This is a genomic window from Chitinophaga pollutisoli (assembly GCF_038396755.1).
In the GTDB taxonomy this organism is placed as follows: Bacteria; Bacteroidota; Bacteroidia; order Chitinophagales; family Chitinophagaceae; genus Chitinophaga; species Chitinophaga pollutisoli.
In genome coordinates this window covers 4,536,993-4,561,841 of record NZ_CP149822.1, presented here as the reverse complement: position 1 = coordinate 4,561,841, position 24,849 = coordinate 4,536,993, and the positions used below count along the sequence as shown (strand labels likewise).

Here is a 24,849-nt window from a genome sequence, read left to right as displayed (position 1 = left end):
ATGCCTTTTGAGGTGCATTTCGGGATGTAAATTTATTACTCTTCTTCAATATTCGCAGGCGGAGTCACCAGAATTTTGTCGATCCGGTGTGCGTCCATGTCGATGATTTCGAAGGTAAACTTGCGCCATTCCAGCTTTTCACCGGTTTGGGGGATGTGTTCGAGGTGGTGTAGAATGAATCCGGCGAGGGTGTCGAACTCCTGTTCGAACTCCGCCATCTGGTCTTCCATATCGAATTCGGAGAGAAAATCGTAGAAAGGTATCTGAGCGTCAACGAGATAGCTTCCATCCTCCCGTTTAACCATGTTGTAATCGTCCTGGCCGGTCTCCGGCATATCACCTACGATGGCTTCCAGGATATCGTTCAGGGTGATCATCCCGAGGAAAGTACCGTATTCATCCACGATAAACGCGGCATGGATCTGGGTTTCCTTGAATTTTTCCAGCACCTGGTAGGCGGAATTGTTTTCCGGGATGAAGAGGGGTTTCTTCATGATATCCTTCAGCACGGCCACGTTGCCCGCGGTGTACAGGTCCTTGATCGTGAGGATGCCGCGGATATTGTCGATCTGCCCCTCGCACACGGGGTAAACGGAGTGCGGGGCCTGTTTGATCTTGCGTTTGTAGGATTCCATTTCCTCGTTGACGTCGAGCCAAACGATGTCGGTCCGGTGCGTCATGAGGGAAGTGATATTACGGTCGCCCAGGTGGAACACCCGTTCGATGATTTCCTGCTCGGTTTCCTCGATGGCGCCGGAAGAGGTACCCTCGGAAATGATGGCCTTGATTTCTTCCTCCGTCACGTTGTTGTCCGACGAGCGCTTCAGCCCGAAGAGGCTTACGAGGGCCGCGGTGGAGCGGCTCAGCAGCCAGACGAACGGGAAGGTAACGCGGGAAATGAAGGTCATGGGCTTGGCTACGTTCTTGGCGATCAACTCGGGGTTCGCCAGGCCGATGCGCTTAGGCAGCAATTCGCCCAGCACGAGGGTAAAATACGTAACGCAGATGACGATGATGGCCGTGGCAATCGCGTTGCTGTAGGCGACAAGTGCCGGCCATTGCATTACGAAGCCTTTTACATCTTCCTTCAGTTGTTCGCCGGAATACAAACCGGTCAAAATACCGATCAGCGTAATGCCGATCTGGACGGTGGACAAAAACGTGTCCGGGGAATTGGACAGCTTCAGCGCTGCCTTGGCTTTGTCGTCCCCCTGCTTGGCTGCGCTTTCGAGGCGCGCTTTCCTTGCGGAAACCAGGGCAATCTCCGCCATTGAGAAGATGCCGTTTAGCAATATGAGGACGAGGATAATGACGACTTCCATAATATTAAGCCTAAAAATAATTAATTATTCAAATATCAGGGTAACAAATGCCAGCGCGAGGCCGATGGCGATAGCCAAAATCTTTTTACCGCTGAGTTCGTGGTGTTTGGTACCGCTTTCGTAAAAGATCGTTGTGGAGATATGCAGGAAGGCCCCGATCACCAGCGCCACGATGTAAATCAGCGAATGGGTGACGGTTTCCGACTTCTCTCCCATCCATCCCGCCAGCAGGGCCGAAAAAGGCGTGACAAGCGAGAAAATGATGAGTATGCGCCAGAGTTTCCCGCGGGATTGCCCTGCATGGATCATCACGGTGATGAGCGTGAGGGATTCGGGAATTTTATGGGTCATCACGCCCAGCATGAGTGAAGGCAGGGCCGATTTGTCTTCAAAATGGAACCCCAGCGGGATGCCTTCCATGAAAGCGTGGATGGAAAGCCCCACCAGCAGCGGCGTCACCGCGATAGGATGGTGCCCCTGCGCCTGCGGCAGATGGGTATGCCCGTGCTCCATGCCATGGCTCAGCTGCTGGAGGAACACCTGCAAAAAGAAGCCGAGCACGATATAAATCCCCGCGGAATGCCCCAGCTCGTGGTACACTTCGGGCAGCAGGTGCATGATCGTTACCCCGAACAGGAAAGCGCCTGTAAACGCCAGCAGGTAAATCGGCAGGCCGGGACTGATCCGCTTGAAAATCATGGGGATCATGCCGCCAGCGATGGTGGCGGCCAGGATGAGTATGAGATAAGCTATGTTCATGTTGTACGTTCAGGTAATGGATCCAGCCCGATCCTGCGGTTGAAGAACCCTCCGCCCAGGGTGCCCGCCAGGCAGCCCAGCAGCGCCCCGCCCAGGATGTCTGTCGGGTAGTGAACCCCCACATATACCTGCGCGTAGCAAATCACCGCCGCCCACACGAAAAACAGCCAGGCCCAGCGGCGTAAATAGGAACGGAGTGTTAAAAAACAAAACATGGCCAGCCCGAAATGGTTGGCTGCATGTGAAGAGGTGAAACTCCCGCTTTGGGGGTAATATCCAACCATAATACGCACATACGGCGCGATATTCGGATCATTCGCAGGCCGCAAACGGCCTACGAGGCCCTTCAGGAAACTGCTGCCCTGGTCGCACATGGCGAAAGTCAGGATGAAGAATACGATCCACCAAAAGCCTTTCCAGCCCCAGTTATATAACACCAGCACAAGCAGGAACAGGTACAGGGGGGCCCATAAATAGGGCTCCCGCATCCAGGGCAGCCAGCTGTCCAGGAAAGGGCTCGTCCATTTACTGTTGATGTTGAAAAACAGGACCAGGTCCCAGGTGAGCAAGGTTCCCATCAGGAAGTTGGTTTTTGGGCGACGAGGATCAGCCGCGGAGAATGCGCCTCATCGAAGGTGTTAAAATGATAATCCCCGAAAACATCCGTGATCTCGAGCTTCTGCAGCGCGAACATCTCCCGGAAATCCGCCAGGGTAAACGCCGAAACGCGCTCGGCGAACGTTGTCCTGAACAGCTTCCTCCGGTCGAGGATACGGATCTCCTTCAGGAACTTCCCGCCCGCCACCTCGCGGTGGATATCAAACACCACATCTTCCTTCTCCCGGATCTCCGCCGGCACCAGGTGCGCGGCCACAAACGAGCTGTTCAGGTAATCCAGCACCAGCCTTCCGCCCGGTTTCAGGCTGTTGGCCAGCGTCCGCAGGGCGTTATCGTTCTCATGCCGGGTTTCGAAATACCCGAAACTGGTGAAGAAATTGAATACGATGTCAAAATAATTGATCCGGAACGGCAGCCGCATGTCGTGCTGGAAAAAGCTCAGGTGCCCGTTTTCCAGCTTCCGCGCCGCGGCGATGCTTTCTTCCGACAGGTCGATGCCGGTAACGTTGAATCCTTTGTCCGCCAGGTATTTGGCATGCCGCCCGCGGCCGCAGGCCACGTCCAGCATGAGCGCGCCGGGCGAAGGGCGCAGGTAATCCACCAGCTTGTCTATGAATGCAGATGCTTCCCGCTCATCCCTGTTGCTGTACAGCAGGTGATAATACGGTGAATTGAACCAGTCTTTGAACCATTGTTTCGGCACTTCCATGTCGTGTCGGTCGTATTATTTCGGTTTCTTGTTGTTAAACATCAAATATCGGGAGGATTCGTAAAACCCGCGGGTTAATTTATCCAGTTTTTCCGCGATTTCCGGTTGCTGCTGGCTTATATCCGCCATGGGGTTGCTTTCCAGGTCGTACAACCGCATCTTTCCCGTTTCCATCCCTATTTCACAAAAGTATTTATTCCCCATCAGCCCGTAAAACGTCTCGCCCCGGTTATACACCACGAAAGCGTAACGCTCCCCGGCGAAGGTGGTATCGAGCATATCCACGCCCATCGTGTAATTGGTAAAATCCACCCCGGCCATTTTCGCCACAGTCGGGTACACGTCGAGCAGGCTGGTCATCCGGCTGATTTTCCGCGGCTGCACCATTTTCGGCGCCCAGATGATGCAGGGCACGTGGTCCACGAAGGTGCCCATCTCGTATTCCGGCAGCGGCATATGTTTGAAAGGGTTTAGCCGGGCCGAATGGTCGCCGAAAAACACGAAGATCGTATTGTCGAGGTAACCGGATTTTTCCGCCAGCTCCATCAGGTAGCCCACGTTGTAATCGAGGTAGCGCATGGCGTTGAACTGGTCCACCGACAGCCAGCCGGCCGCCTTGAAAGCCGCGGCGTCCACTTCTTTTCCCGTCAGTTTCCGGAAATCGCCTTTGCCGGCGGTGGTGGTGTAGGGCTCGTGGTTGTCGGCCGTTTGCAGGAATGCCACAAAAGGCTTCCCCGCCTCGTGGGCTTTCCGGAAGATTTCGTCGGATTCGGTGATCAGGTCGAAGTCGGAAACGCCCCAAACATCGGCCTTGGGCGCCTTGAAATACCCTTCTTCGAAGATCTGGATGCCATCCACGTTATTGGTGAAAACCGCCCGGATATTGGCCCAGTTGGTGTTGCCGCCGAGCAGGTAATATTTTTCGTAGCCATCGAACTGGTCCATGATCACCCGCTGGTCCACAATCCCCGGGTGGCGGGAAGCGGTTTTGAACTTGCAGACATCCGGGAGCCCGGTGGTGACGCCGAAGACGGTCCGCGCGGTGCTCATAGCCGGCACGTAGAAATTATCGAAAAACAGGCCTTCGTCTGCCAGTTTTTGCAGGTTGGGCGTGGCTTTGGTGGGGTTATTGAACATGGAAGTCATAGCCGCGCCGCCAGATTCAAGCATCACGATCACCACATTGGGGCGTTTGCCGGGGGAGTCGCCCTTCACGGTCCGGGCGTAATGCAGCGCTACGGAATCAGGATGATCGACCTGGAGGTATTCCGCGATCGGGTTATAATATTTTTTCGTCAGGTTGATGTCGTAGGTATCGTCTTTCACCGAGAAGTTGGACACGAAATACAGCACCGGGTTGAGGGCGAGTGACGTAATGCCGTTATCGCGGGTGAACATGGCCTGGCTCCAGCGCAGGGGGAAATAGGCGACGTTAGCGTAAATCCCCGCGGCGAACAGCAGGATGATGCCTACCACCCAGGCCGCGAAGGCTTTGGGGCGTACGGGCACGCCCTCCTGGTTGGCGTAGTGGCGGAAGATGGAGCGGTACGACCAGATAACGAAAGCCAGCAATAGCAGTATGCCGATGGCGCCTTTGATGACCGGGTAGCTTTCCCAGAGCATCCGGGCGTTGGTGGCGCGCTCGCCCTGGGCGAGGAAGCGGGTGACGGAGGGCTCGATACGGATGCCGAGGTAACTGTAGTGCCCCAGGTCGGTCACGTAAAAGAAAGTAAGGAATACGTACAATATGCCGAGATAGCCGAAATGCAGCCTGCGGAGCCACCCTGGGCCGAAAAGGCGGTCGCGCGAGATAAAAGCCAGCAGGGCGATGGGTGCCATGCAGATCAGGGCCAGCCGCATGTCGAACTTGAGGCCGAGATGCCAGGCCTTGCCGATGGCGCCACTTTCGCGGATGGTGGTGGTGAAGAAGAAAAAGTAAAAGATCAGGCGCCACGCCACGAGGAAACCGAACAGGTACAAGGTCTGGGTAAAAATATACCGGATGTATCTGGGTATCCGCGACCAAAGCTGCATCATCTTAGTTATCTTATTATTTCGCTTAAGTTATATTCCCGTAAAATTTTATACGTAGCGGCAAATATACACTAATTGCCGCAACATCCCGGGAGGCTTTGGGGACCTGACAAATTAGCGGGGCCGATAAACCCGGAATCGATTATCTTTGCCATCCTAAAAAAATCCAATAAAGTGGCACTGATTAAATCAATTTCGGGAATTCGCGGCACCATCGGCGGCAAGCCCGGCGAAGGACTTTCCCCTGTCGACGTGGTAAAGTTCACCGCGGCTTACGGTACATGGCTGCTGAAGCAGAACGCGGAGAACAGGAAAGTGGTGATCGGAAGAGACGGCCGGATTTCCGGGGAAATGGTCAAGCAACTGGTTGTTTCCACCCTTAACGGCCTGGGCATTGACGTAGTGGACCTGGACCTCAGCACCACGCCCACCGTGGAAATTGCCGTTCCCCTCGAACAGGCTGCAGGCGGCATCATCCTGACCGCCAGCCACAACCCCCGCGAATGGAACGCCCTGAAACTCCTCAACGCGAAAGGCGAGTTTATTTCCGGCGCAGACGGCGCGGAACTGCTCGATATCGCCGCCCGGGAAGATTTCACTTTCGCAGACGTGAACAAACTCGGATCGTACCGTAAAGACGATTCCTACCTCCAGAAACACATCGACCTGGTGGTGAATTACCCGCTGGTAGACAAGGCTGCCATCGAAGCAGCCGGTTTCAAAGTGGTGGTAGACGCAGTCAACTCCACCGGCGCTATTTTCGTGCCCGCCCTCCTGAAGGCCCTCGGCGTGAAGGAAGTGACGACGCTGTTCGACGATGTGTCCGGCAAATTCGCCCACAACCCGGAGCCTCTGCCCGAAAATCTCACCGCGCTCAGCAATGAGGTGGATAAAAGCAACGCAGATTTCGGTATCGCCGTTGACCCCGATGTGGACCGTCTCTGCTTTGTTTGCGAAGACGGCAGCATGTTTGGCGAGGAATACACCCTGGTGGCAGTGGCGGATTACGTGCTAAAGCACCGCAAGGGCAATACCGTATCCAACATGAGCTCCACCCAGGCGCTGAAAGATATCACCCTTAAAAACGGCGGTGAATACCATCCTTCGGCGGTTGGCGAGGTGAATGTTGTAAATAAAATGAAAGCCGTGAACGCGGTGATCGGCGGCGAAGGCAACGGCGGCATCATCGTTCCGGACCTGCATTATGGCCGCGACGCCCTCATCGGCATCGGGCTGTTCCTGAGCCACCTGGCGCAAAGCAAGAAAACGATGAAAGCCCTCCGCAATTCGTACCCGGATTATTTCATCAGCAAAAATAAGATCGAGCTGGACAAAGGGATCGACGTGAAGGAGATCTTCGAAAAGATCAAAGGCAAGTACAAAAACCAGCCTTTGAACACGGAAGACGGGCTGAAAATCGAGTTTGACAAAGATTGGGTGCACCTGCGCACGTCCAACACCGAGCCGATTATCCGCATTTACGCCGAAAGCCAGAACGAGACCACGGCCGACAATATCGCCCGTAAGATCATGCAGGATATCAAGGAATTTATATAATTCCTATAGACTAACATATGGATGACGGATGGCTGAAATAACGGCCATCCGTTTTTCTTTGTTGGCAATTCCGTAATTTTGTGGCACTTTTTTAATCAAAAACCACCAAACCCGCACGACCTTGGAAAGAATTTACTTCGACAATGCCGCCACCACGGCACTCGACCCGGCCGTTTTGGACACCATGCTGCCGTATATGACAGAAAAGTTCGGCAATCCGTCCTCTATTTATTCATATGGCCGTGAATCGCGGCTGGGTGTGGAAAATGCCCGCAAATCCGTTGCAAAGATCCTGAATGCCAATCCGGGAGAGATTTTCTTCACTTCCGGCGGAACCGAAAGCACCAATACGGCGATCAACGCGGCGATCCGCGACCTGGGCTGCCGCCACATCATCAGCTCCCCTATCGAGCACCACGCTACTTTGCATACCGTTGAACATGTTTATTGCCGCGACGAAATCCGGCTTTCCTGGGTGAAACTGCTGCCCGACGGGCATGTGGACATGGAAGACCTGCGTCGCCTCCTGGCAGAAAGCAAGGAGCGCACGCTGGTGACCCTCATGCATGCCAATAACGAGATCGGCAACCTGCTCGATATCCACGCGGTGGGCAACCTCTGCAAGGAGTTCGACGCCATCTTCCATTCCGATACCGTGCAGACGGTGGGCCATTATCCCTTCGACCTGCGCAACACCCCGGTTCATTTCATCAATGGCGCCGGGCACAAATTCCATGGCCCCAAAGGCGTGGGCATTCTTTATATCAACGAAAACGTGAAGATCCATCCTTACCTGATGGGTGGTTCGCAGGAGCGGAATATGCGCGCCGGCACCGAGAATCTCTACGGCATCGTAGGGTTTGCCAAAGCGCTGGAAATGGCGACGGAAAACCACGAACAACATAGCACCTACATCAATGACCTCCGGATGTATATGGCGGAGCAGCTGGAGCAGCACATCCCCGGCGTAGGGTTCAACGGCGACCTCAAAGGCCGCAGCCTTTACACCGTGCTGAGCGTTTCCTTCCCAAAAACGGAGAAAAGCGAAATGCTGCTCTTCAACCTCGACATCAACGGCATCTGTGCTTCCGGCGGCAGCGCCTGCACTTCCGGCGCCGACGCTGGCTCCCACGTGATCCGCGCCCTCAGCAGCGACCCTAACCGCATCGCGGTGCGCTTCTCCTTCTCGCATACCAACACGAAAGCAGAAGTAGACACAGTAGTGACGAAGCTGAAAGAGTTGATCTAAATTGTATATCGATAGTAAAAACCGGCAGGAGTTTCCTGCCGGTTTTTTTATGCAGTATAATGCAGTTTTATTCCTTCAATTCCCATGTTGACTCTTTAATTATGTAAAAAATGCAGGGATAAAATCAATGCGGAAATGTATTCACTTTATTCATTTTTTGACGCGGTATATATACCTTATGAATGCCTTGTGATCACGTCGTAGAACTTGTCTCGGTAGCCTTCGCTGATGGGAATGGATTGATTGGCGATCATCACCGTATTGCGTTCCACGGAATTTATTTTGTTCATCGCCACAAGGTAGGAACGATGCACGCGCATGAACTTGTCTTTCGGCAGGCGCGTTTCAAACGACTTGAGGCTTTTCAGCGTGAGGATCGGCTGATTGGCTGTGTAGATCTTGATATAATCCTTCAGCGCCTCGATGTAGAGGATGTCTTCGAGGTTGATTTTTATAATGCGGTATTCGGTTTTGACGAAAATATAATCCGTCTCCGGTTGGCGCGGCGCCGAAATGGAACGGTACTCTTCTGCTTTGGTAACAGCTTTGATGAAACGTTCGAAGGGAATGGGCTTGAGGAGGTAATCCACTACATCGAGGTTGTACCCGTCGAGCGCGTATTCCTCATAGGCGGTGGTAAAGATCACCATCGGCGGTCGTTTCAGCGATTTGATAAACTGGATCCCTGTGATATCGGGCATCTTTATGTCCAGGAAAATCAAATCCACCGGCTCCTGCTGCAAAAAACCCAGCGCCCGGGAGGCATTCGTAAACGTTGTAAGCTCCATCCGGAAAGGGGCCTTGGCGGCAAAATCAGCGATAATTTCCAGCGCCAGCGGCTCGTCATCCAACGCAATGCACTTCATCATGTTTCAAAGCAATTATTAAGTCAGCAATAAATTCGTTTCCTTGCTCTCTGATCGTGATCTCATGTGCATCTTTGTACATCAGCTCTAACCGCTTCAGGGTATTCCCCAATCCCACGCCCCCTTTTCCGACACGCGCCGCTCCAGCAACCGGTTCCGCACCCGCAACCGCAACCGCCCGCCGCCCGATATCTCCACCCCAATGTGGATCCACGACGGCTCTTCATAACTCACGCCATGCTTGAACGCATTCTCCACGAAAGGAATCAGCAGCATCGGCGCGATCCGCAGTCCCGCCGGGTCGCCGGCTATCTCCACTTCCACCGGCACCTGGCTCGACAAGCGAAGCCGTTGCATGTCGATAAAATCCTGCAGGTAGCGGATTTCATTGGCCAGCAACACCTTGTCTTCATTGCTCTGGTAAATCATATAACGTAATATATTCGACAACTTCACCAAAGCATGCTCCGTTTCGGGGCTCTGCCGGTGCGCCAGGGAATATACCGTATTCAAACTATTGAAAAGAAAATGCGGATTGATCTGCGACCGCAGGAAACGTAACTCTGCGTTGAGGTTCGCTACTTTAAGCGCTTCCTTTTGCTGCTCGCTCCTGAACCATTCCGCCGCCACTTTGATGAACCCGCCGATCACCAGCACCAGTAACGCAAATGTGACGGACTTCCGGAAAATATCCGGGAACAGGAACATCCCGAAAATATTCCGCTCCCGCATCCCGCCATGCCGCAACATCGGCGCTGGCATCAACGTATCCGGTAAAACCTGCGCCGCGCTGACTTGCATCCCCATGGTATCCGCATTGATGAAATGGGCATGTCGTACCGGCTGCACGTCTGCGCCCCAGGCCGCTGTTGCGGTGCTCGTCCGCATGGCGAACATCGCTCCGCCGCCCATGCGCCCGGCTATCATGAAGGGCCGCTCTCCACGCATGTGCAGGTATTTCATGAAGACAACCTCCACCTGCGCCTGCTGCAACCCGATCCCCGCCAGCGCCAGCAGCACCACGCCAATGTAGATGCCGATACGCCTGCGCGTGAAGAAGCGCGGAATCAGGACGTAATAATTCAAATAAAACAACCCGGTGATGAACAGCATGTTCACCCCTTCCTTCCAGTAAAACAAGTGATTGTCTACCCGTATGCGATACGCGAAAAAAGGAAAGAGAAACAGCAACACCCAAACTGAAATATGCAAACAAATTACGACGATCCGGTTACTTAGTATTTTCCTCCAACTGACCATAGGTGTGATGCGGCTCAAACTTACGGCACATTCCTCTTAACCAAGTGTTAAAACAGGTTTCCGGGTTCTTAAGCAAGTGTTAAAAATTACCGCGCCAGTTGCAGGCTGTCGATCTCCTGTTCGCTCAGCGAAGGGATAACACCACTTTCCAGTTTCTGCAGAACGAGCGCCCCGGTCCGGTGCGCATCAATTTGTGTACGGAACGGGTGAAAGCCCGGAATGGCCGGAATATGCTCCTGGTAAATCAGCGGCTTGCCGCGGTACGTAATGCGGTAAGCCCAGCCCTGCTGCACGGGCATTGTCGCCAGCCGGTATGGCCGCTCCCTGCACGAGGGCAGGGAGCCAACCGCGGCCAGCGTTAGCAGTAACGATGCGATGGACTGCCTAATCATTTTCGTTGTAGGTCGCATTCGGTTCGAAATGATACACGTCATCGAGCGGAAGGCTGCCCGTGCGGCCTGCCGCCACATGTCCCCTACCTCCCAACACAAACGCCACGGCACTGTAGCGCGCGGCGCCTTCGAAGTCGCGGACCTTCGTCCAGCGGTCAGTTACGCCATCGTACTCCCAGGTGGCTTTGCTGATACCGTTACCGGTGCCGGTTACGACGTACGCTTTGTTGTTCACGGCAAATGCCACCGCCTGGCTGGTTACGATGTTGTATTCATCGTCAAAAGACTCATCGGATACATTGGCGATCTTGTTTTTCTGGGTCCAGTTATCCGCGGCGGCGTCGTACACCCACATGTCGTTTTTCAGTTCGCTGTTGTTGGTACCGGTAACAATGTAAGCGCTCTGTCCCAGCACGAAAGCCACGGCTTCGGTGCGTTTGCTCCCGCCGAAACTCTGGCGGGCGAGCCACTGGTCGGCCGTGGGATCATACATCCATACGTCTTTGGTGCCGCTGCCGTCGTTGCCCGTGGCCACGTACCCTTTCCCGTTGATGGCGAAGCTGACTGCATCGCGGCGGGCCAGACTGATGGAGGGATCGGGGCCTACGAGCGGCGCTTTCTTTTCCCAGTTGCCCGTTTCGGGGCTATAACACCAGAAATCGTTGAGCCTTACTTTTCCGTCGAAGCCCGTTCCCACATATGCTTTCTTATCTATGACGAAGGCGGTGGCGCTGCTGCGCGCGGCGGCTTCGGCGGGCAGGTTGGCGGACTGGCTCCAGCCGTTGGCGGGATTATATTTCCAGAAGTCGCGCAATTGTTTGTCGCCGTCGAATCCCGTGCCGATGTACGCCGTATCGCCGATCACGAACGCCACGGCTTCTGAGCGCGGAGAAGCCGACATTTCGGGCAGCTCTTTCCAGTTGCCGTTGTTCTCGTCTTCCGTGTCGTCGTTTTTAGAACATGCCGACAACACTACCGCCGCCAGCATCCATCCGAATAATTTTCCTTTCTGCATAGAAATTGTTTTTTAACCCGGTCAAAATTATCCGGCGAACTGTTACAGGTACTTTAAAATAGACGGAACAGCCGCGTATCCTGACCAATCCCCCGATTTCATCTGCCAGTCAGCGGCTTTTACCGTTTGGCCCCGGAGCGCCCTTTTCCGGCTCGTTTCCGGCACTGAACGGTGAATTTGGGGAAATGATCGACAAAATAGCCCCGGCCGCATAATCCCTATCCGCAGGTGCGCTGCCGTCTTTTATCATTGCGGCGATATGAAATGGAAACTTCTGGCGATGGCCGCGATTACCGGCTTCGCGGCTTGTGACAAAAGCGGTTTTTTTATGAAGACGTAGCCCCCGGCGGCAACGTCCGTTACTCGCTTATCGATACAGTCGGCATCGACATGCGTACCCTGCAGCTCGATTCCGTTCCCGCGTCGGCCACCGGCTACCTCCTGGCCGGCGGGTACACCGATCCCGAAACGGGCCGGATCGATGTGGCGGCCAACTTCCGCATCACACGGCCGGCATCTTTTCCGGAGCTGACTGAAAACGCGGTGTACGATTCCATCGAGATCATCTTCCAACCAGACAGCTATTCCTACGGCGATACCCTGCCCGGCCAGGAATGGTCCGTATACCAGCTTTCCCGCACGCTGGAGCTGGACGACGACCAAACGATGTTTTATACGCATCATGTCTTCCCGCGCGCATCCACGCCGCTGGCCCGGGAATTCGTTTCGGTGCTTCCGCGCAGCGGCAACAGCATCAGCCTCCGCCTGCGCGACGAATTCGGGCGCGAGCTGATGGAAAAGATCCGTTCGAAATCCGAAGACGTATCCTCCGACCTGCTGTTCCTAGATTATATGAAAGGCCTGCAACTGAGGGCTACCCGCGGATCGGCCATGTTCCGCATTCCGGCGTCGGACAGTACGGTGTTGATGCGGCTGCATTATCATATTTCCACTGCTGAAATCGAGGAATACATGATTGATTTTCCGATGGGCAATCCTGAATTACAATACAACGAAGTGCATGTTGACAGGAGCGGTACCCCGCTGGCCGGATTGGCTCCCGGCCCTGCGGGCCTCCTGAGCAGCGACGCGGGCAACCGCGCCTGGCTGCAATCCGCCACGGGCATGGTGATCCGGCTGGATTTTCCTTCGCTCGCAAACCTGCCCATGCTGTCCAAATACGGCCGTGTGATGGAAGCGCAGCTGATCCTCACACCCGTGAACCCGACATATGCACAATACGCTTTGCCGCCGCGGATTACCCTGTGCCCGGCGGATAAAAACCAGTTGGTGAGCGATACGCTCGCCACGGTGGCAGGCTTCCAGTACGGCGACCTCGTCACCGATTTGCTGTACCCGGAAAAAACGCGCTACACATACGACGTCACCACTTATTGCACTGCCATGGCAACCGGCAACAACGCCAATTACATGGGGCTGCTGGTTTTACCCGCGGCGGGCGAATACTATTCCCAGCTGAACCGCCTGGTGCTGGGAGATGCCAGGCACGAAGGCTACCGGGCGCATCTGAAGATTTATTACCTGTTATACCAATGACGCGCATTTATACCACCGTTTGTTTTTTACTGCTGATCTCCGGCCGCGTGGCGGCGCAGAAAGGCGTCAACTCGCTGTATTCCGCATTCGGCATCGGCGACCTGGAAGAGCGCGACTACAGCCGTAACTTCGGCGTGGGCAGCGCCGGGATCGCCCGGCAGTCGGGGCAGTTCCTGAACGAACAGAACCCTGCATCATACACGGCTTTGCCGATGCAGATGTTCTATTTTGAAGCGGGCATGTCCGGCAAAACCGTGCAATACAACACGGCCAGCAACTCCCAATCCGCCGGCGACATCGCGTTCAGGCGGTTCGCTGTGGGGTTCAAGGCGCATGAGCGCTGGGGGATCAGCATCGGTCTCATGCCTTACAGCCGCGTGGATTACAAAATGCTCAACACTACGCCCATCGAGGGCGTTGCGGAAAATGTGCGCAATGCAATTGAGGGAAGCGGCGGGCTGAACCGGCTTTACATCAGCAACGGTGTGCGGATCACAAAGAACCTCAGCGCCGGAGTTTCCTCTGCCATCATCTTCGGCCCTATCAACACGATCGACAGCCTGGCCAGCGACGCCGTCCATACTTCCCGCGACCTTTACTACCGCAATCTGAACTTCACCGCCGGCTTGCAATACCTGGGCAAAATCGGGGATTGGACCCTCGGCGCCGGCGCCAACTATCGCCTCGCCACTACCCTGCGCGGCAGCGGGGATTTCAGCATCCGGTCGTCCGACGGAACCGTGCTTTACCAGGAAAAAACCACGTCGGCCGAATACAAGATTCCGTCACAGCTGGGCCTCGGGCTCAGCGCAGGCACTGGCAACCTTACCTGGCTGGCGGATTACAAGCAACAGGATTGGAGAAACGCCAATAAAAGCGGCGCATCGTACCAGTATATGAAAGCGGAACGGTATGCCGGCGGGATGGAATTTAATTTCAGGCGGCTGGATTTCTACGGCCGCGAGGCCGAAGGTATGGTTCTCCAGCTGGGCGCGGCGTTCCAGAAGAATTACATCCAGGTGAAAGAACAGCCGCTGGAAGATTTCAGCGTTTCGGCGGGCGTGTCGTTACCCAGCCGCACTGGCCACCTGCGGTATTATCTTGGCGTGGAAGGCGGCCAACGCGGCGTTACCACGAAGGGGCTTGTACAGGAAAATTACTTCAATGTCGTGCTGCATCTTTCCCTACGCGACAATTGGTTCTATAAACGAAGGGAATTGTAAATCGCTCCGGCGGGTAATCAGTTAAACCATTCTTAAACCTTTATACGGCAACCCCAAAAACCGGTTTGCTATTGCCCGCCGGGGATTTTCGCTTTCCCTTCCAGCCAGTCCCCGAACCACTTCCCGGACGATTTCACTGTCCGGTGCTGCGTTTCAAAATCCACATGTACAAGCCCGAAGCGCGCATTGTACCCCTCGGCCCATTCAAAGTTATCGGTGAGCGTCCAGGCGAAATATCCGGTGAGCGGAACGCCGGATTGTTTGGCCAGCAGCGCCGCGCGAAGGTATTCTTCGTACCAGGCGATGCGGCCGGGGTCATGAATAAGGCCGTTGTCGTGCACGTCGTTGAACGCCGCGCCGCCTTCGGTGATCATAATTTCCTTCACACCGGGATAGGCCGCGAATTGTTGCAGGATGCTGAACAGGCCGTTCCCGCTGATTTCCCAACCTAGTGCGGTGGTGGGCACTTTCCGGCTCCGGGCTTTGACTTCGGAAGCGTTGATATAGGGCATGAAGGGATTATAGCGCACAACGAGCGGGAAGTAATTTTGAATGCCGATAAAATCGAAGTCGAACGGAAGGAGATCCCAGTCGCGCCAAAGCGCGTACCGGCGCGCAATGCGTGCCAGGAGCGGGAATTCGCCATCAGGATATCCCATACCCAGGGCGGGCTCTATGAAGAGGCGGTTGAACAGGGCGTCGATACGGGCGGCGGCGGCGCGGTCGTTTTCGTTGTCGGTGAAGGGGATGATTTTGGAGCAGGAGTAAGCTACGCCGATGCGGGCGCGGGGAACTTCCGCGCGGAGGGCCCTCCCTCCCGCCGCCTGGGCCAGCGCTACGTGGTGAACGGCCGGCAAAAAGTACGACAGCCCGAATTTCCCCGGCGCATGCACGCCCAGCATATATCCCAGCGAAGTAAAGCCGAAGGGCTCGTTGAGCACGATCCAGTTTTTCACCTTCCCACCGTATTCCTTTCCGCAGAACGCCGCGTAATTTTCAAATGCATGCACGGTGCCCCGGTGGCACCATCCCCCTTTCTTTTCCAGCGCCAGCGGGAGGTCCCAATGGTACAGCGTAACGTAGGGCTCCATCCCGGCTTTCGCCACGGCGTCGATTACGCGGTGGTAGAAAGCGATGCCCGCGGGATTGGGCGCGCCGGTACCGTTGGGGAAAATGCGGGGCCAGGACAGGGAAAAACGGAATACTCCGAATCCCAGGCTGCGGGCCAGGAGGATATCGTCGAGGTAACGGGTGTAGAAGTCGGTGGCGGTCCGGGCATGGGTGCCGTCTTTGATCTTGCCGCGGCGTTCCGTGAAAGCATCCCAGATGCTGGGGCCTTTGCCGTCGGCGTCATGCGCGCCTTCGTTCTGGAAAGCGGAGATCACGACGCCCCAGCGGAAGTCCGGCCCGAAATCAGCGCGGTAGATAGACATAGGTACAATTTACGGCAAAACGGCCAGCGGAAAGGTTTGGGAAGGAATTTAACAATTTCACAATGCAGATGCCTAATTTTGCAATCATTATGATCCGGAATCAGATATCAGCCATTATCCTCGGCTTCGCCTTGCTGGCCTCCTGCCAGGGCCCCGTTGCCAAACAACCGAAACGGCCCAACGTTCCCCCTGCCATTGAAGCGCTCAATCCCATGGTGCTCATCCCCGGCGGAACGTTCAGTATGGGCGCCGAAGACGAGACCGGCATGCCGGACGAATATCCGGTGCATACCGTTCATCTGGATTCTTTCTACCTCGACTCCCATGAAGTCACCAATGCCGAATTCGCTGCATTCGTGACCGCCACCGGATATGTAACCACGGCCGAGCGCCCGATTTCGAAGGAAGAGCTCATGGCTTCGCTGCCCCCCGGCGCCGAGGAGCCGGACAGTTCCATGCTGATTCCCGGTTCCCTTGTGTTTGTGCCTACCAGCGGACCGGTCGACCTCCGGGATGTGCGCCAGTGGTGGAGCTTTGAGCTGTATGCCGACTGGAAGCGGCCCAAAGGTCCCGAAAGCGATATCAAAGGTCTCGACAACCATCCTGTGGTGCACGTTTCCTGGGAAGATGCGCAGGCTTACGCCAAATGGGCCGGCAAGCGCCTCCCTACCGAAGCGGAATGGGAATACGCCGCGCGCGGTGGCAGAAAAGGGGAACCTTATCCCTGGGGAACCGAAGATCCCCAGGCCGGAAAGCCCAAAGCCAACATCTGGAACGGCCGTTTCCCATATGAAAACACGGAAACCGATGGTTTCTACGCAACTGCTCCGGTCAAGTCTTTCCCGGCAAATGGCTACCAGCTGTTCGATATGTCGGGCAACGTCTGGGAATGGACGGCCGACTGGTACGATGCGCGTTCCTATGCCGCGGAACCCGCGGAAGCACACAATCCTTCGGGCTCCAACACCCCAAACGACCCGGACGATCCCGCCAATCCCAAACGGGTAATCCGCGGAGGCTCCTTCATGTGCAGTGACGAGTATTGCCGCGGCTACCGCGTTACCGCCCGGATGAAAACTACACCTTCTTCCGGCCTTTCAAACCTCGGCTTCCGTTGTGCGCGGAGCATACAGAAATAAAAAAGAGGCTGTCTCAAATGTAATTTGATGGGTTTGAGAAATCGCTTACACGAAAATCTTTCCATCAGGCACCCCGGATAGAAGGGTGAAAATTACATTAGAGTCAGCCTCTTCAAATATCGGGCAGGCTTCCGTTTTACGCGGAGGCCTGCCTTTTTTTATTGTTTCACGATACGGGATGTCATTGTGGAACGATCGTGAGTCAGGTTAATGATGTAGGTGCCTGCCGGTTGATTCGACAGGTTGATCTGCTCTTTCTGGCTGCCGCTCAATCCGTTGATGGATTTATGCCAGATCACCTTCCCATTCATATCGGTCACGCGGATGGCGCCTTTGCCCGGCCTGCTGAGGCTGTAGGCGAAATTCACCTGTCCGTCCGTCGGGTTGGGATAATGTTCTGTTTGGATACTCTGGCCGATCGTCTGGCCGGTTTTTGAATAACCTCTCATGACCATCACGCTGTCGCGCCGTGTCATTTCCGCCATTTTCTGTTCAAATACCTGGGCATATTCCTCGGGCGTATAGAGAGACCTCGCCTGGTTTCTATTTACGGCAGCCCGGTGTTGGCCCAACGCCGTTTCCAGCTCACTGGCCTTTTCGTACATTTTTCTTAAACGCTCCGTAGTATCGGAAACTACGGTTACCGTGTGGTATTGTGCCGGTGTGCTGCGATAACCGGTTACGGTGACCGCCCGCAGAGAATCCGGTTTATGAATGAGCCTTCCTTCGACCGTCCTGGCGCCGCGTTTCCAGGTAGCTTTCCCGGTTTTGGTGGTAATGAGGATCACACCGTTTTTAGCTGCTTCGCCGTAAATGGCGGAAGCACTCTGGTCTTTCAGCACGGTAACGGACTCAATATCATTGGGATTCAGATCCGACAGGATGTTGCCCGACCGGGGCATTACTTCGCCGTCTACTACGATTAACGGCGGGTTATCCGTCACCGGCTTTCCGATGATGATATTGGGCGTGTTGCTTCTTTGCCTTTCGCCCACTACCACGCCGGCTACTGAACCGGAAGTTTTAACAGGATCCTTTTGTGCAATCAGGACATCGTAGACAGGGTTAGCCGTACGGTCCGATCTTCTGAATGTATCGGCCTCACCGAATTGCCCTTTAACGATCCTGAAAGTATCTTTCCGGGGAGCCACCCTTTCCACAACAACCGCCGCTTTTTCGGCGGGAAGGGTATCCCGCTTTTCCGGCCTTTCGGGTACCAGGACGGTTCTCACTTCCAGGATCGCGTCATTTACGACGGCGCCGGCCTTAGTGTAGTTGAGCGTGAGCAGGAGCCCGCAGACGATGCTGCACAAGACGCCGTAACGGTATAGCTGGAGGCCGGAGGTACGGGATTTGTTCATCATAAAAATGCGGTTTTTGATGTGGGATAAATTGAAGCTGTTGGTGATGCCCGCCGCATACTGCGCCGCGTTCACCTGGATGAGGCTGTACTGGTATTCTTTCCGGTTGATGCCGCTGCGGAGAATGGCCCTGTCGGCCAGGAATTCCAGGTTCTCGCGAATCGCGCCCTTCATAAGCCATGCGCCTGGGTTGAACCAGTAGAACACATTATTCACCTCGCCCATCATGATATCGGCGGTATGCCATTCCTTGACATGCACTTGTTCGTGGCGGACGATGGACAATAATTCAGTTTCAGAATGCAGTTCCGGATTGATATAAATCTTGCGGAAGAAGGAAAACGGCGTCAGCGAGCCCTTCATCCTTCGCACCTCCTGACCATACAGGCGGTCCGGCACCGTGCGCAGGTGCAGCACCAGCAACGACACCAGCTGCACCAGCAACCGGATGGCCATCACGGCCACGCCGGCCCAGAACGTCCATTCCACGAGGGTCCACACCGTAAAGGATTGCACCTGCTGCAGGGTGGTCCAGTCCGGAACGTAAGTGACCACCTGCTTGGCGAGCTTTTCATTCCGTGAAAAGAAATCGTTGACATCCACCAGCGGAAACATGGATGAAAAAGCGATCCCTCCCAACAGGAAGAAACGGTTCAAGGTGTAAAACGTCATCCTGCGGAGCCCCAGCCGGTAAGCGAGGTAAAACAGGCAAAGCGCAATATTGGCTTTCAGCAGATAAATGAATAGTGCTGACATAATAGCTGTTTATAGATACTGCAATTACTTTTCTTCAATCATGCGGATGATTTCCTTGAGATCATCCGGGCTGATTTTTTTGTCCTTCGCAAAAAACGTTACGAGGTCTTTATAAGAATTCTCGAAATAATCTTTCACGAAACTGTTCATAAACTTCTTCGCATATTCATCTTCCGCGATGGTCGGCGAATACTCATATACATTCCCGATCTTCTTCGCATCTACGAAACCTTTCTTTTCCAGGTTCTTGATGGTAGATGCCAGTGTCGTATATGGCGGAATCGGTTCCGCATGCGATTCCAGGAAATCCTTGACGAATCCCTTCCCCGCCTTCCAGATAGCCTGCATTGCGGCTTCTTCCTGTTTGGTCAATTTTTCCATACATTTTCCATTTATTGCGACGATATACGCCACGAAAAGCGACGTCGCAGTGTTCTGTTCAACTGTCGTTTGCTGTTGATTGCTCTTTTTATCCTTCGTGATACCCGTTACTTGTAACTATTGATGTTCTAATAAATTCTCCGTCGCTTTTTTCTTTCGTCACTATATTGATGCTCTGCGTTTTTCTTTTGTTATGCGTTACTGTAATTGATCTACCTATATTCTCTGTCGTTTTGCTTTGGCGTCATAGCCGGTAATCCAGCGGCAACATAACGGCCAGCTTTTCCCAGCCCCAGTAATTCTCAAAGATCACGTCCATCGGCGCTTCCAGGTTGCCGTTGCGGTCGACCCGCACTTCCGGCTCCAGGAGCCGCATGATCGACGTCTGCGGACCCGCCCTTTCGTTTGACCGCAGGTATTTCTGGATATACAGCTGCTCCTCTTTTTCCTTGCTGTACACCACGTAAAGCAAATCCGGGTACTGAAGCACATAACCATCTCCCCGCTTGTGCAACACACTGTCTGCCGGCCACTCCTGCCGCGACAGGAAACTCACGTTCCGCGAAAACATCGGGCTTTTAATAATCTGCATCACCGAATCCGGCGGCGCATCCACTACTACACCTTTTTCCTTCTCCACCCGCTTCAGCCTGCGCATCGTATAACCATCTTCCCGCTGCGTTCCCGCAATCAGGCTGCGGAAAAACTGGAGCGACGAACCCCGGTATGCTTCCCTCCGGTTCTGCTCCCACCGCTTACGCTGCACGTTATTGCGCGGCTGCATCGGCAAAAACAATGGATTCCCGTAATACATCGAGTAACCGGACCGCGGGTTATACTCAAAGTGCTGCAACAAAAACCGGATGTTATATCCCAACGCATCATTCCGAATCTCCAGGAAATCTCCCGCTCTCGCCCGTAATATCTCCCGCGCAATATCCGGCTCAAACTCCACAATATCCGGGTTCAACAACTTACACTCCTTCGCAAAAGCCCCCTCGCCAATAAACACCCGCTTGAACATCGCCAGGTAAAACTCCCGGTCCTTATCCGGCCGCACCACCTGCTCCTTTAACATCCCCGGCTTCTCCTTCAATACGAATGACAACGCTTTTCCCTCATCCAATTGCACAGGGTGCACCTGAGACTCATAGCCCAGATAAGACACAATCACCTCATACCAACCCGGCGGTATATCCCGGATTACATACCCGCCCGATTCATCCGATCGCGATCCCATCGTCGTCTGGTTCAAAAAAACACTCGCAAATGGCAACGCCTTCCCATTCCCATCCTTCACCGTCCCCTGCAGGACGATCCCCGTTTGCGCAAAAACATAGCCGGCCAGACAATTTAGTATAGCGAATAAGAGAATTCTCTTCATAATTACGACACTATCGTAAACCTACGAAAGATTCGTAGAATAACCAAATAATTTTGAAAATCGCACCCCGTAAAAAACAAAAAGCGGCCTGGAATTACATCCGGCCGCCCTTCTAAAATATTATCTCCATATCATGCTAAGGTAGCAACTCCTCCAGTTTCCTGCCCAACTCCTCCGCGCGGAGGTTCTTCGCAATAATCCTGCCCTCCGGATCGATCAGCAGGTTCTGCGGGATCGCACGGATCCCATACAACTTCCCCACCTCGTTCTTCCAACCCTTCAGGTCCGAAACATGCGTCCAGGTAAGTTTATCCTGCCGGATCGCCTGCTTCCAACGATCCTGCTTTTCGTCAAACGATACCCCCAGAATGGTAAAACCCTTGTCCTTATACATCTCGAAAGCCTTCACCACATTGGGGTTCTCCGCCCGGCACGGGCCGCACCAGCTCGCCCAGAAGTCCACCAGCACATACTTGCCGCGGAACGATGCCAACGTAATGGGCGCACCGGTCGTATCGTTCTGCGAAAATTCGAGCGCGGGGTTCCCTAACGCCAGCTTCTTCGCCAAATCAATCCGGTATTCAAATTCCTTTGCAGACGGATACCGGCGCACGGTCTTGGACAACGACCGGAACAGCGGCTCCGCCGTTTCCGGGTCCAGCTCATATCCCGCCACCTGATTTAGTACGAACATCCCGATAGGCGATGAAGGATTGTCTTTCAAGTATTTCTGCATGATAGCCGTCCGCGATGCGTCGATCTGCTCCAGGCGCGTTTCCGCCTTGCGCACCTTCGCATCGTTCTTGGCTTCCCGCGCTTTGCGGTATTCGTTGTAAGCGTTTTCCTGGTCTTTTTCCACCGCGCGCAACAACACGTTCAGGTCGTTGAAAGCATCCTGCTCGGGCGTACCGTCGGCGGAAGCCTTCTGGTCCGCCGCGGGAACATGCACTTTGGTGGTGCCTTTCCCGATAAAAAGCAGCGCTACTTCCTTACGCCCGCCCGGATGTTCCTTCGAAACCGGGAGAACGGAAAAAAGCTGTGCCTGCTGCGGCTCGGGAATCCGGCCCTTAAAGGTGAATCTGCCATCATCGGCCACGGCGCTATCGATCACAAACTGACCGGAAATGCGCATCCTGAGGTAGAATTTGGTCGGAGAAGACTGTTCTCCCACTGTGCCTGAAACGGTAAACGGGTAGGTCTTAATCTTTTCGTCGGGCTTATCCTGTGCAAACAACATTGCAGCCGGGCTGAAAAGCATGGCTGCAAGTATCCATTTCTTCATGATATTGACTGTTTAGATCTACCGCAAATTTCTCCAATCCGGGCCCCAAAAGCAAGCCCTAATTGATAAGCGGTCACTTCAGGATCTCCTCGAGCTTCCGTTCCAGGGCCTCCCCGCGCAAATTGGCGGCGATTATGTTGCCCTCGGGGTCAAGGAGGAAGTTCTGCGGAATCCCGCGCACGCCGTACATCGCTGCAGCTTCGTTGCCCCAGCCCTTCAGGTCGGACACCTGCGGCCAGGTCAGCTTATCTTGTTTGATAGCCTGCAGCCAGCGGGATTTATCTTCGTCGAGGCTGACGCCAAAAATAGTGAAGTTCTTGTCTTTGAACCGGTTATAGGCCGCCACCACGTTGGGGTTCTCCATCCGGCAGGGGCCGCACCAGCTGGCCCAGAAATCAATAAGCACGTATTTGCCGCGGAACGAAGACAGGCTGATCATCTTCCCTTGCGGGTCCGCCTGCGAAAAATCAGGCGCCGCCACCGGTTTGCTGTTGCCGGTCGTTTCCTGGGCGATGGTCATGGCCACCGATTTGCCGAACGGCGTGCTTCTTACGCTCTGGTCGAGCCCGTTGAACAGGTTGGCGAACTCATGCTTGGAGAGCCGCTTCTGCATGTCGCCGAAGAGGAGGAACAGGCTCGCCATGGCTTTTGGATGGGCTTTAATGAAGTTTTTCCCTTCGGACTGAAGCTTCGCGTCGAACGCTGCCGCCTTTTGGCGAAAAGCTTCCTGTTTGGCCGTTTCTTCCTGCCCGATCTGCTGGGCTTCGGCGTTCAGCGCCTGTACCTCCTGCTGGAGCGGCCGCATCACCTTATGATAATCCTGCATCCAGCGGGTTTGCTGGCCGGATTTCAGGCTTTTGGCCACGGGAAAATCCTTTGCTTCCAGGTCGATCGTTACTTCCGGCTGGTCGCTTACCATCAGCGAAGGCAGTCCCACGCCTTCCAGGAAAAGGGCGTACATCGCTTCGGGAGCGGGTTTGCCCGGGGGAGCAAATGCAAATTTTCCTCCTGCGGCCAGCACGGTGGAATCGGTATACTTACCGTCTTCACTCAGGAAATACAACTTCCGGCCTTCCGCGCCCGTAAGCGTACCATTCACTTTCAATTGCGCCTGGACCGCCGTTGCGGCCGTCATCGCCAGCAGGAAAAAAATTCGTTTCATTTTTTATGTCTTTCTTTCAAAATCGAAGTTACGTCTTCGAGGGTGAATCCCTTGGCCTGCAACAGGATCAGGTAATGGAACAGCAGATCGGCCGCTTCACCCAGGAACAGGTCCCGGTTGTCGTCTTTCGCTTCTATCACCAGCTCCACCGCTTCTTCCCCTACCTTCTGCGCCACTTTGTTGATACCTTTGGCGAACAGGGAAGCCGTGTAGGACTTTTCCGTGGGATTGTCTTTCCGCTGACGGATCACGCCTTCCAGCCGGTTGAGGAATCCGCCGTCGTCTTCATTCACCTCGTTCCAGCAGGTATCCGCGCCGGTATGGCAAACAGGACCTACAGGATTGGCTTTCAACAGGATCGTATCCTGGTCGCAATCTATCGCCGCGCTCACCAGGTGCAGGAAATTCCCGCTCTCTTCTCCTTTCGTCCACAACCGGTTTTTCGACCGGCTGAAAAAGGTCACTTTCTTGTCGGCCAGCGTTTTATCCAGCGCTTCCCGGTTCATATACCCGAGCATCAGCACCTTCCGGGTGATGGCATCCTGCACGATGGCCGGCACCAGCCCGTCGGGGGATTTCGAAAAATTCACCTCCATGGGTAAATCATATTTAAAGATAACTAAATATTATAATATTAAAACCGGATCTGGATGCCCCGTTGATACAGGTAGTTCTTCAGATCGGGGATTTCCATTTCTTTATAATGGAAGATGCTCGCCGCCAGGGCCGCATCGGCGCCAGCTTTCTCGAACACGTCGGCGAAATGCTCCATCGTTCCCGCACCGCCGGAAGCGATCACGGGCACGTTGAGGTTGCGCGACAGCCGGCCGGTAATATCCAGCGCAAAGCCCTGTTTGGTACCGTCGTTGTTCATGGAAGTGAGCAGGATCTCTCCCGCCCCGCGCTCCACCGCTTCGCGGGCCCAGTCTTCCGTGCGGGTATCGGTTTTGACGCGGCCGCCGTTAAGGTACACGAACCAATCGCCGTCCTCGAAGCGCGTATCAATCGCCAGCACTACGCATTGCGACCCGAATTCTTTCGCCAGGTCGTTCAGCAGCTGCGGATTGCGGTACGCCGCTGTATTAACGGACACTTTATCCGCCCCCGCACCCAGCAATACGCTCACATCGTCGACCGCCGCGATGCCGCCGCCAACCGTAAACGGGATATTGATATGCCGGGCGATGTCGGTCACCAGGGCATGCAACGTCTTACGGCGCTCATTGGTGGCGGTGATGTCGAGGAACACCAATTCATCGGCGCCCTGCGCGGCGTACAGCGCGCCCAGTTCCACGGGGTTGCCGGCGTCGCGGATGTTTTCGAAGTTAACCCCCTTTACGGTGCGCCCGTCTTTAATGTCCAGGCAGGGTATGATTCTTTTTGTGAGCAT

At 54.7% G+C, this 24,849-nt stretch carries 21 protein-coding genes and 1 pseudogene; 5 read left to right on the top strand and 17 right to left on the bottom strand.

All coding sequences use genetic code 11. The annotated features are described in order from the left end of the window. Positions 1-35: 35 nt before the first annotated feature. From WJU16_RS19375 to WJU16_RS19355, 5 genes are read right to left on the bottom strand one after another with little or no spacing between them, the layout of a single operon-like run. A complete protein-coding gene (locus WJU16_RS19375; RefSeq protein WP_341835064.1) occupies positions 36-1,322 on the bottom strand; it encodes a hemolysin family protein in 1,287 nt (428 codons plus the stop codon). A gap of 24 nt (positions 1,323-1,346) precedes the next feature. Continuing rightward, positions 1,347-2,081, bottom strand: a complete 735-nt coding sequence (locus WJU16_RS19370) for a ZIP family metal transporter (RefSeq protein WP_341835063.1) — start codon at positions 2,079-2,081, stop codon at positions 1,347-1,349. Continuing rightward, positions 2,078-2,659 carry a phosphatase PAP2 family protein gene (locus tag WJU16_RS19365; RefSeq protein WP_341835062.1) on the bottom strand — a complete coding sequence of 194 codons (582 nt, stop codon included), beginning with the start codon at positions 2,657-2,659 and terminating at the stop codon, positions 2,078-2,080. Before WJU16_RS19365 ends, WJU16_RS19370 begins: the two co-directional genes overlap by 4 nt. Continuing rightward, positions 2,659-3,408: a methyltransferase domain-containing protein gene (locus tag WJU16_RS19360; protein WP_341835061.1), complete on the bottom strand. Its 750-nt coding sequence runs from the start codon at positions 3,406-3,408 to the stop codon at positions 2,659-2,661. The genes WJU16_RS19365 and WJU16_RS19360 overlap by 1 nt, the downstream gene beginning before the upstream one ends. A 15-nt stretch (positions 3,409-3,423) precedes the next feature. Beyond that, positions 3,424-5,445: an LTA synthase family protein gene (locus WJU16_RS19355; protein WP_341835060.1), complete on the bottom strand. Its 2,022-nt coding sequence runs from the start codon at positions 5,443-5,445 to the stop codon at positions 3,424-3,426. Between the two features lie 171 nt (positions 5,446-5,616). Between WJU16_RS19355 and glmM the strand changes: the two genes are divergently transcribed. Together glmM and WJU16_RS19345 are read left to right on the top strand one after the other, a co-directional pair. Continuing rightward, positions 5,617-6,999: a phosphoglucosamine mutase gene (glmM, locus tag WJU16_RS19350; protein ID WP_298715671.1), complete on the top strand. Its 1,383-nt coding sequence runs from the start codon at positions 5,617-5,619 to the stop codon at positions 6,997-6,999. 121 nt (positions 7,000-7,120) lie between these two features. Next, positions 7,121-8,248 (top strand): cysteine desulfurase family protein, encoded by a 1,128-nt coding sequence (locus tag WJU16_RS19345; protein WP_341835059.1) that lies wholly within the window; start codon positions 7,121-7,123, stop codon positions 8,246-8,248. Between the two features lie 176 nt (positions 8,249-8,424). On the opposite strand, the gene WJU16_RS19340 is transcribed toward WJU16_RS19345, so the two are convergent. From WJU16_RS19340 to WJU16_RS19325, 4 genes are all read right to left on the bottom strand, one after another. Then, positions 8,425-9,117, bottom strand: a complete 693-nt coding sequence (locus WJU16_RS19340; RefSeq protein ID WP_341835058.1) for a LytTR family DNA-binding domain-containing protein — start codon at positions 9,115-9,117, stop codon at positions 8,425-8,427. 93 nt (positions 9,118-9,210) lie between these two features. After that, a complete protein-coding gene (locus WJU16_RS19335; RefSeq protein WP_341835057.1) occupies positions 9,211-10,308 on the bottom strand; it encodes a histidine kinase in 1,098 nt (365 codons plus the stop codon). Positions 10,309-10,460: 152 nt separating this feature from the next. Next, entirely contained in the window at positions 10,461-10,766 is a 306-nt protein-coding gene (locus WJU16_RS19330) for a DUF4907 domain-containing protein (protein ID WP_341835056.1), read from the bottom strand. After that, positions 10,759-11,781, bottom strand: coding sequence for a kelch repeat-containing protein (locus WJU16_RS19325; protein ID WP_341835055.1), 1,023 nt, complete (start codon positions 11,779-11,781; stop codon positions 10,759-10,761). The genes WJU16_RS19330 and WJU16_RS19325 overlap by 8 nt, the downstream gene beginning before the upstream one ends. A gap of 345 nt (positions 11,782-12,126) precedes the next feature. Between WJU16_RS19325 and WJU16_RS19320 the strand changes: the two are divergent. Both WJU16_RS19320 and WJU16_RS19315 read left to right on the top strand, forming a co-directional pair. Next, positions 12,127-13,338, top strand: a pseudogene (locus tag WJU16_RS19320) (DUF4270 family protein); the annotation flags it as partial. Next, complete coding sequence (locus WJU16_RS19315; protein WP_341835054.1) at positions 13,335-14,561, top strand: hypothetical protein; 1,227 nt, start codon at positions 13,335-13,337, stop codon at positions 14,559-14,561. The pseudogene WJU16_RS19320 and the gene WJU16_RS19315, both read left to right, overlap by 4 nt. A gap of 68 nt (positions 14,562-14,629) precedes the next feature. On the opposite strand, the gene WJU16_RS19310 is transcribed toward WJU16_RS19315, so the two are convergent. Continuing rightward, positions 14,630-15,994, bottom strand: coding sequence for a GH1 family beta-glucosidase (locus WJU16_RS19310; RefSeq protein ID WP_341835053.1), 1,365 nt, complete (start codon positions 15,992-15,994; stop codon positions 14,630-14,632). Positions 15,995-16,083: 89 nt separating this feature from the next. On the opposite strand from WJU16_RS19310, the gene WJU16_RS19305 reads away from it, so the two are divergent. Next, on the top strand, positions 16,084-17,133 hold the full coding sequence (locus WJU16_RS19305; RefSeq protein ID WP_341835052.1) for a formylglycine-generating enzyme family protein: 1,050 nt from the start codon (positions 16,084-16,086) through the stop codon (positions 17,131-17,133). 158 nt (positions 17,134-17,291) lie between these two features. Here WJU16_RS19305 and WJU16_RS19300 read toward each other — a convergent pair whose 3' ends face one another. From WJU16_RS19300 to hisF, 7 genes are all read right to left on the bottom strand, one after another. Further along, positions 17,292-19,250: a T9SS type A sorting domain-containing protein gene (locus WJU16_RS19300; protein ID WP_341835051.1), complete on the bottom strand. Its 1,959-nt coding sequence runs from the start codon at positions 19,248-19,250 to the stop codon at positions 17,292-17,294. Positions 19,251-19,274: 24 nt separating this feature from the next. Then, on the bottom strand, positions 19,275-19,631 hold the full coding sequence (locus WJU16_RS19295; protein WP_298711008.1) for a BlaI/MecI/CopY family transcriptional regulator: 357 nt from the start codon (positions 19,629-19,631) through the stop codon (positions 19,275-19,277). A gap of 244 nt (positions 19,632-19,875) precedes the next feature. Next, the gene (locus tag WJU16_RS19290; protein ID WP_341835050.1) at positions 19,876-21,015 is read right to left on the bottom strand and encodes a carboxypeptidase-like regulatory domain-containing protein; all 1,140 of its coding nucleotides are present in this window, start codon (positions 21,013-21,015) and stop codon (positions 19,876-19,878) included. Between the two features lie 136 nt (positions 21,016-21,151). Further along, a complete protein-coding gene (locus WJU16_RS19285) occupies positions 21,152-22,297 on the bottom strand; it encodes a TlpA disulfide reductase family protein (RefSeq protein ID WP_341835049.1) in 1,146 nt (381 codons plus the stop codon). 73 nt (positions 22,298-22,370) lie between these two features. Next, positions 22,371-23,459 carry a TlpA disulfide reductase family protein gene (locus WJU16_RS19280; protein WP_341835048.1) on the bottom strand — a complete coding sequence of 363 codons (1,089 nt, stop codon included), beginning with the start codon at positions 23,457-23,459 and terminating at the stop codon, positions 22,371-22,373. Further along, complete coding sequence (gene hisIE / locus WJU16_RS19275; protein WP_341835047.1) at positions 23,456-24,055, bottom strand: bifunctional phosphoribosyl-AMP cyclohydrolase/phosphoribosyl-ATP diphosphatase HisIE; 600 nt, start codon at positions 24,053-24,055, stop codon at positions 23,456-23,458. The genes WJU16_RS19280 and hisIE overlap by 4 nt, the downstream gene beginning before the upstream one ends. A gap of 38 nt (positions 24,056-24,093) precedes the next feature. Next, a complete protein-coding gene (gene hisF / locus WJU16_RS19270; protein WP_341835046.1) occupies positions 24,094-24,849 on the bottom strand; it encodes an imidazole glycerol phosphate synthase subunit HisF in 756 nt (251 codons plus the stop codon).

Excerpts from the sequence above, each read along its gene's own strand:
- WJU16_RS19375 (WP_341835064.1), bottom strand. The coding sequence starts at position 1,322 with ATGGAAGTCGTCATTATCCTCGTCCTCATATTGCTAAACGGCATCTTC.
- WJU16_RS19370 (WP_341835063.1), bottom strand. The coding sequence starts at position 2,081 with ATGAACATAGCTTATCTCATACTCATCCTGGCCGCCACCATCGCTGGC.
- WJU16_RS19365 (WP_341835062.1), bottom strand. The coding sequence starts at position 2,659 with ATGGGAACCTTGCTCACCTGGGACCTGGTCCTGTTTTTCAACATCAAC.
- WJU16_RS19360 (WP_341835061.1), bottom strand. The coding sequence starts at position 3,408 with ATGGAAGTGCCGAAACAATGGTTCAAAGACTGGTTCAATTCACCGTAT.
- WJU16_RS19355 (WP_341835060.1), bottom strand. The coding sequence starts at position 5,445 with ATGATGCAGCTTTGGTCGCGGATACCCAGATACATCCGGTATATTTTT.
- WJU16_RS19340 (WP_341835058.1), bottom strand. The coding sequence starts at position 9,117 with ATGATGAAGTGCATTGCGTTGGATGACGAGCCGCTGGCGCTGGAAATT.
- WJU16_RS19330 (WP_341835056.1), bottom strand. The coding sequence starts at position 10,766 with ATGATTAGGCAGTCCATCGCATCGTTACTGCTAACGCTGGCCGCGGTT.
- WJU16_RS19325 (WP_341835055.1), bottom strand. The coding sequence starts at position 11,781 with ATGCAGAAAGGAAAATTATTCGGATGGATGCTGGCGGCGGTAGTGTTG.
- WJU16_RS19315 (WP_341835054.1), top strand. The coding sequence starts at position 13,335 with ATGACGCGCATTTATACCACCGTTTGTTTTTTACTGCTGATCTCCGGC.
- WJU16_RS19310 (WP_341835053.1), bottom strand. The coding sequence starts at position 15,994 with ATGTCTATCTACCGCGCTGATTTCGGGCCGGACTTCCGCTGGGGCGTC.
- WJU16_RS19305 (WP_341835052.1), top strand. The coding sequence starts at position 16,084 with ATGATCCGGAATCAGATATCAGCCATTATCCTCGGCTTCGCCTTGCTG.
- WJU16_RS19300 (WP_341835051.1), bottom strand. The coding sequence starts at position 19,250 with ATGTCAGCACTATTCATTTATCTGCTGAAAGCCAATATTGCGCTTTGC.
- WJU16_RS19295 (WP_298711008.1), bottom strand. The coding sequence starts at position 19,631 with ATGGAAAAATTGACCAAACAGGAAGAAGCCGCAATGCAGGCTATCTGG.
- WJU16_RS19290 (WP_341835050.1), bottom strand. The coding sequence starts at position 21,015 with ATGAAGAGAATTCTCTTATTCGCTATACTAAATTGTCTGGCCGGCTAT.
- WJU16_RS19285 (WP_341835049.1), bottom strand. The coding sequence starts at position 22,297 with ATGAAGAAATGGATACTTGCAGCCATGCTTTTCAGCCCGGCTGCAATG.
- WJU16_RS19280 (WP_341835048.1), bottom strand. The coding sequence starts at position 23,459 with ATGAAACGAATTTTTTTCCTGCTGGCGATGACGGCCGCAACGGCGGTC.
- hisIE (WP_341835047.1), bottom strand. The coding sequence starts at position 24,055 with ATGGAGGTGAATTTTTCGAAATCCCCCGACGGGCTGGTGCCGGCCATC.
- hisF (WP_341835046.1), bottom strand. The coding sequence starts at position 24,849 with ATGCTCACAAAAAGAATCATACCCTGCCTGGACATTAAAGACGGGCGC.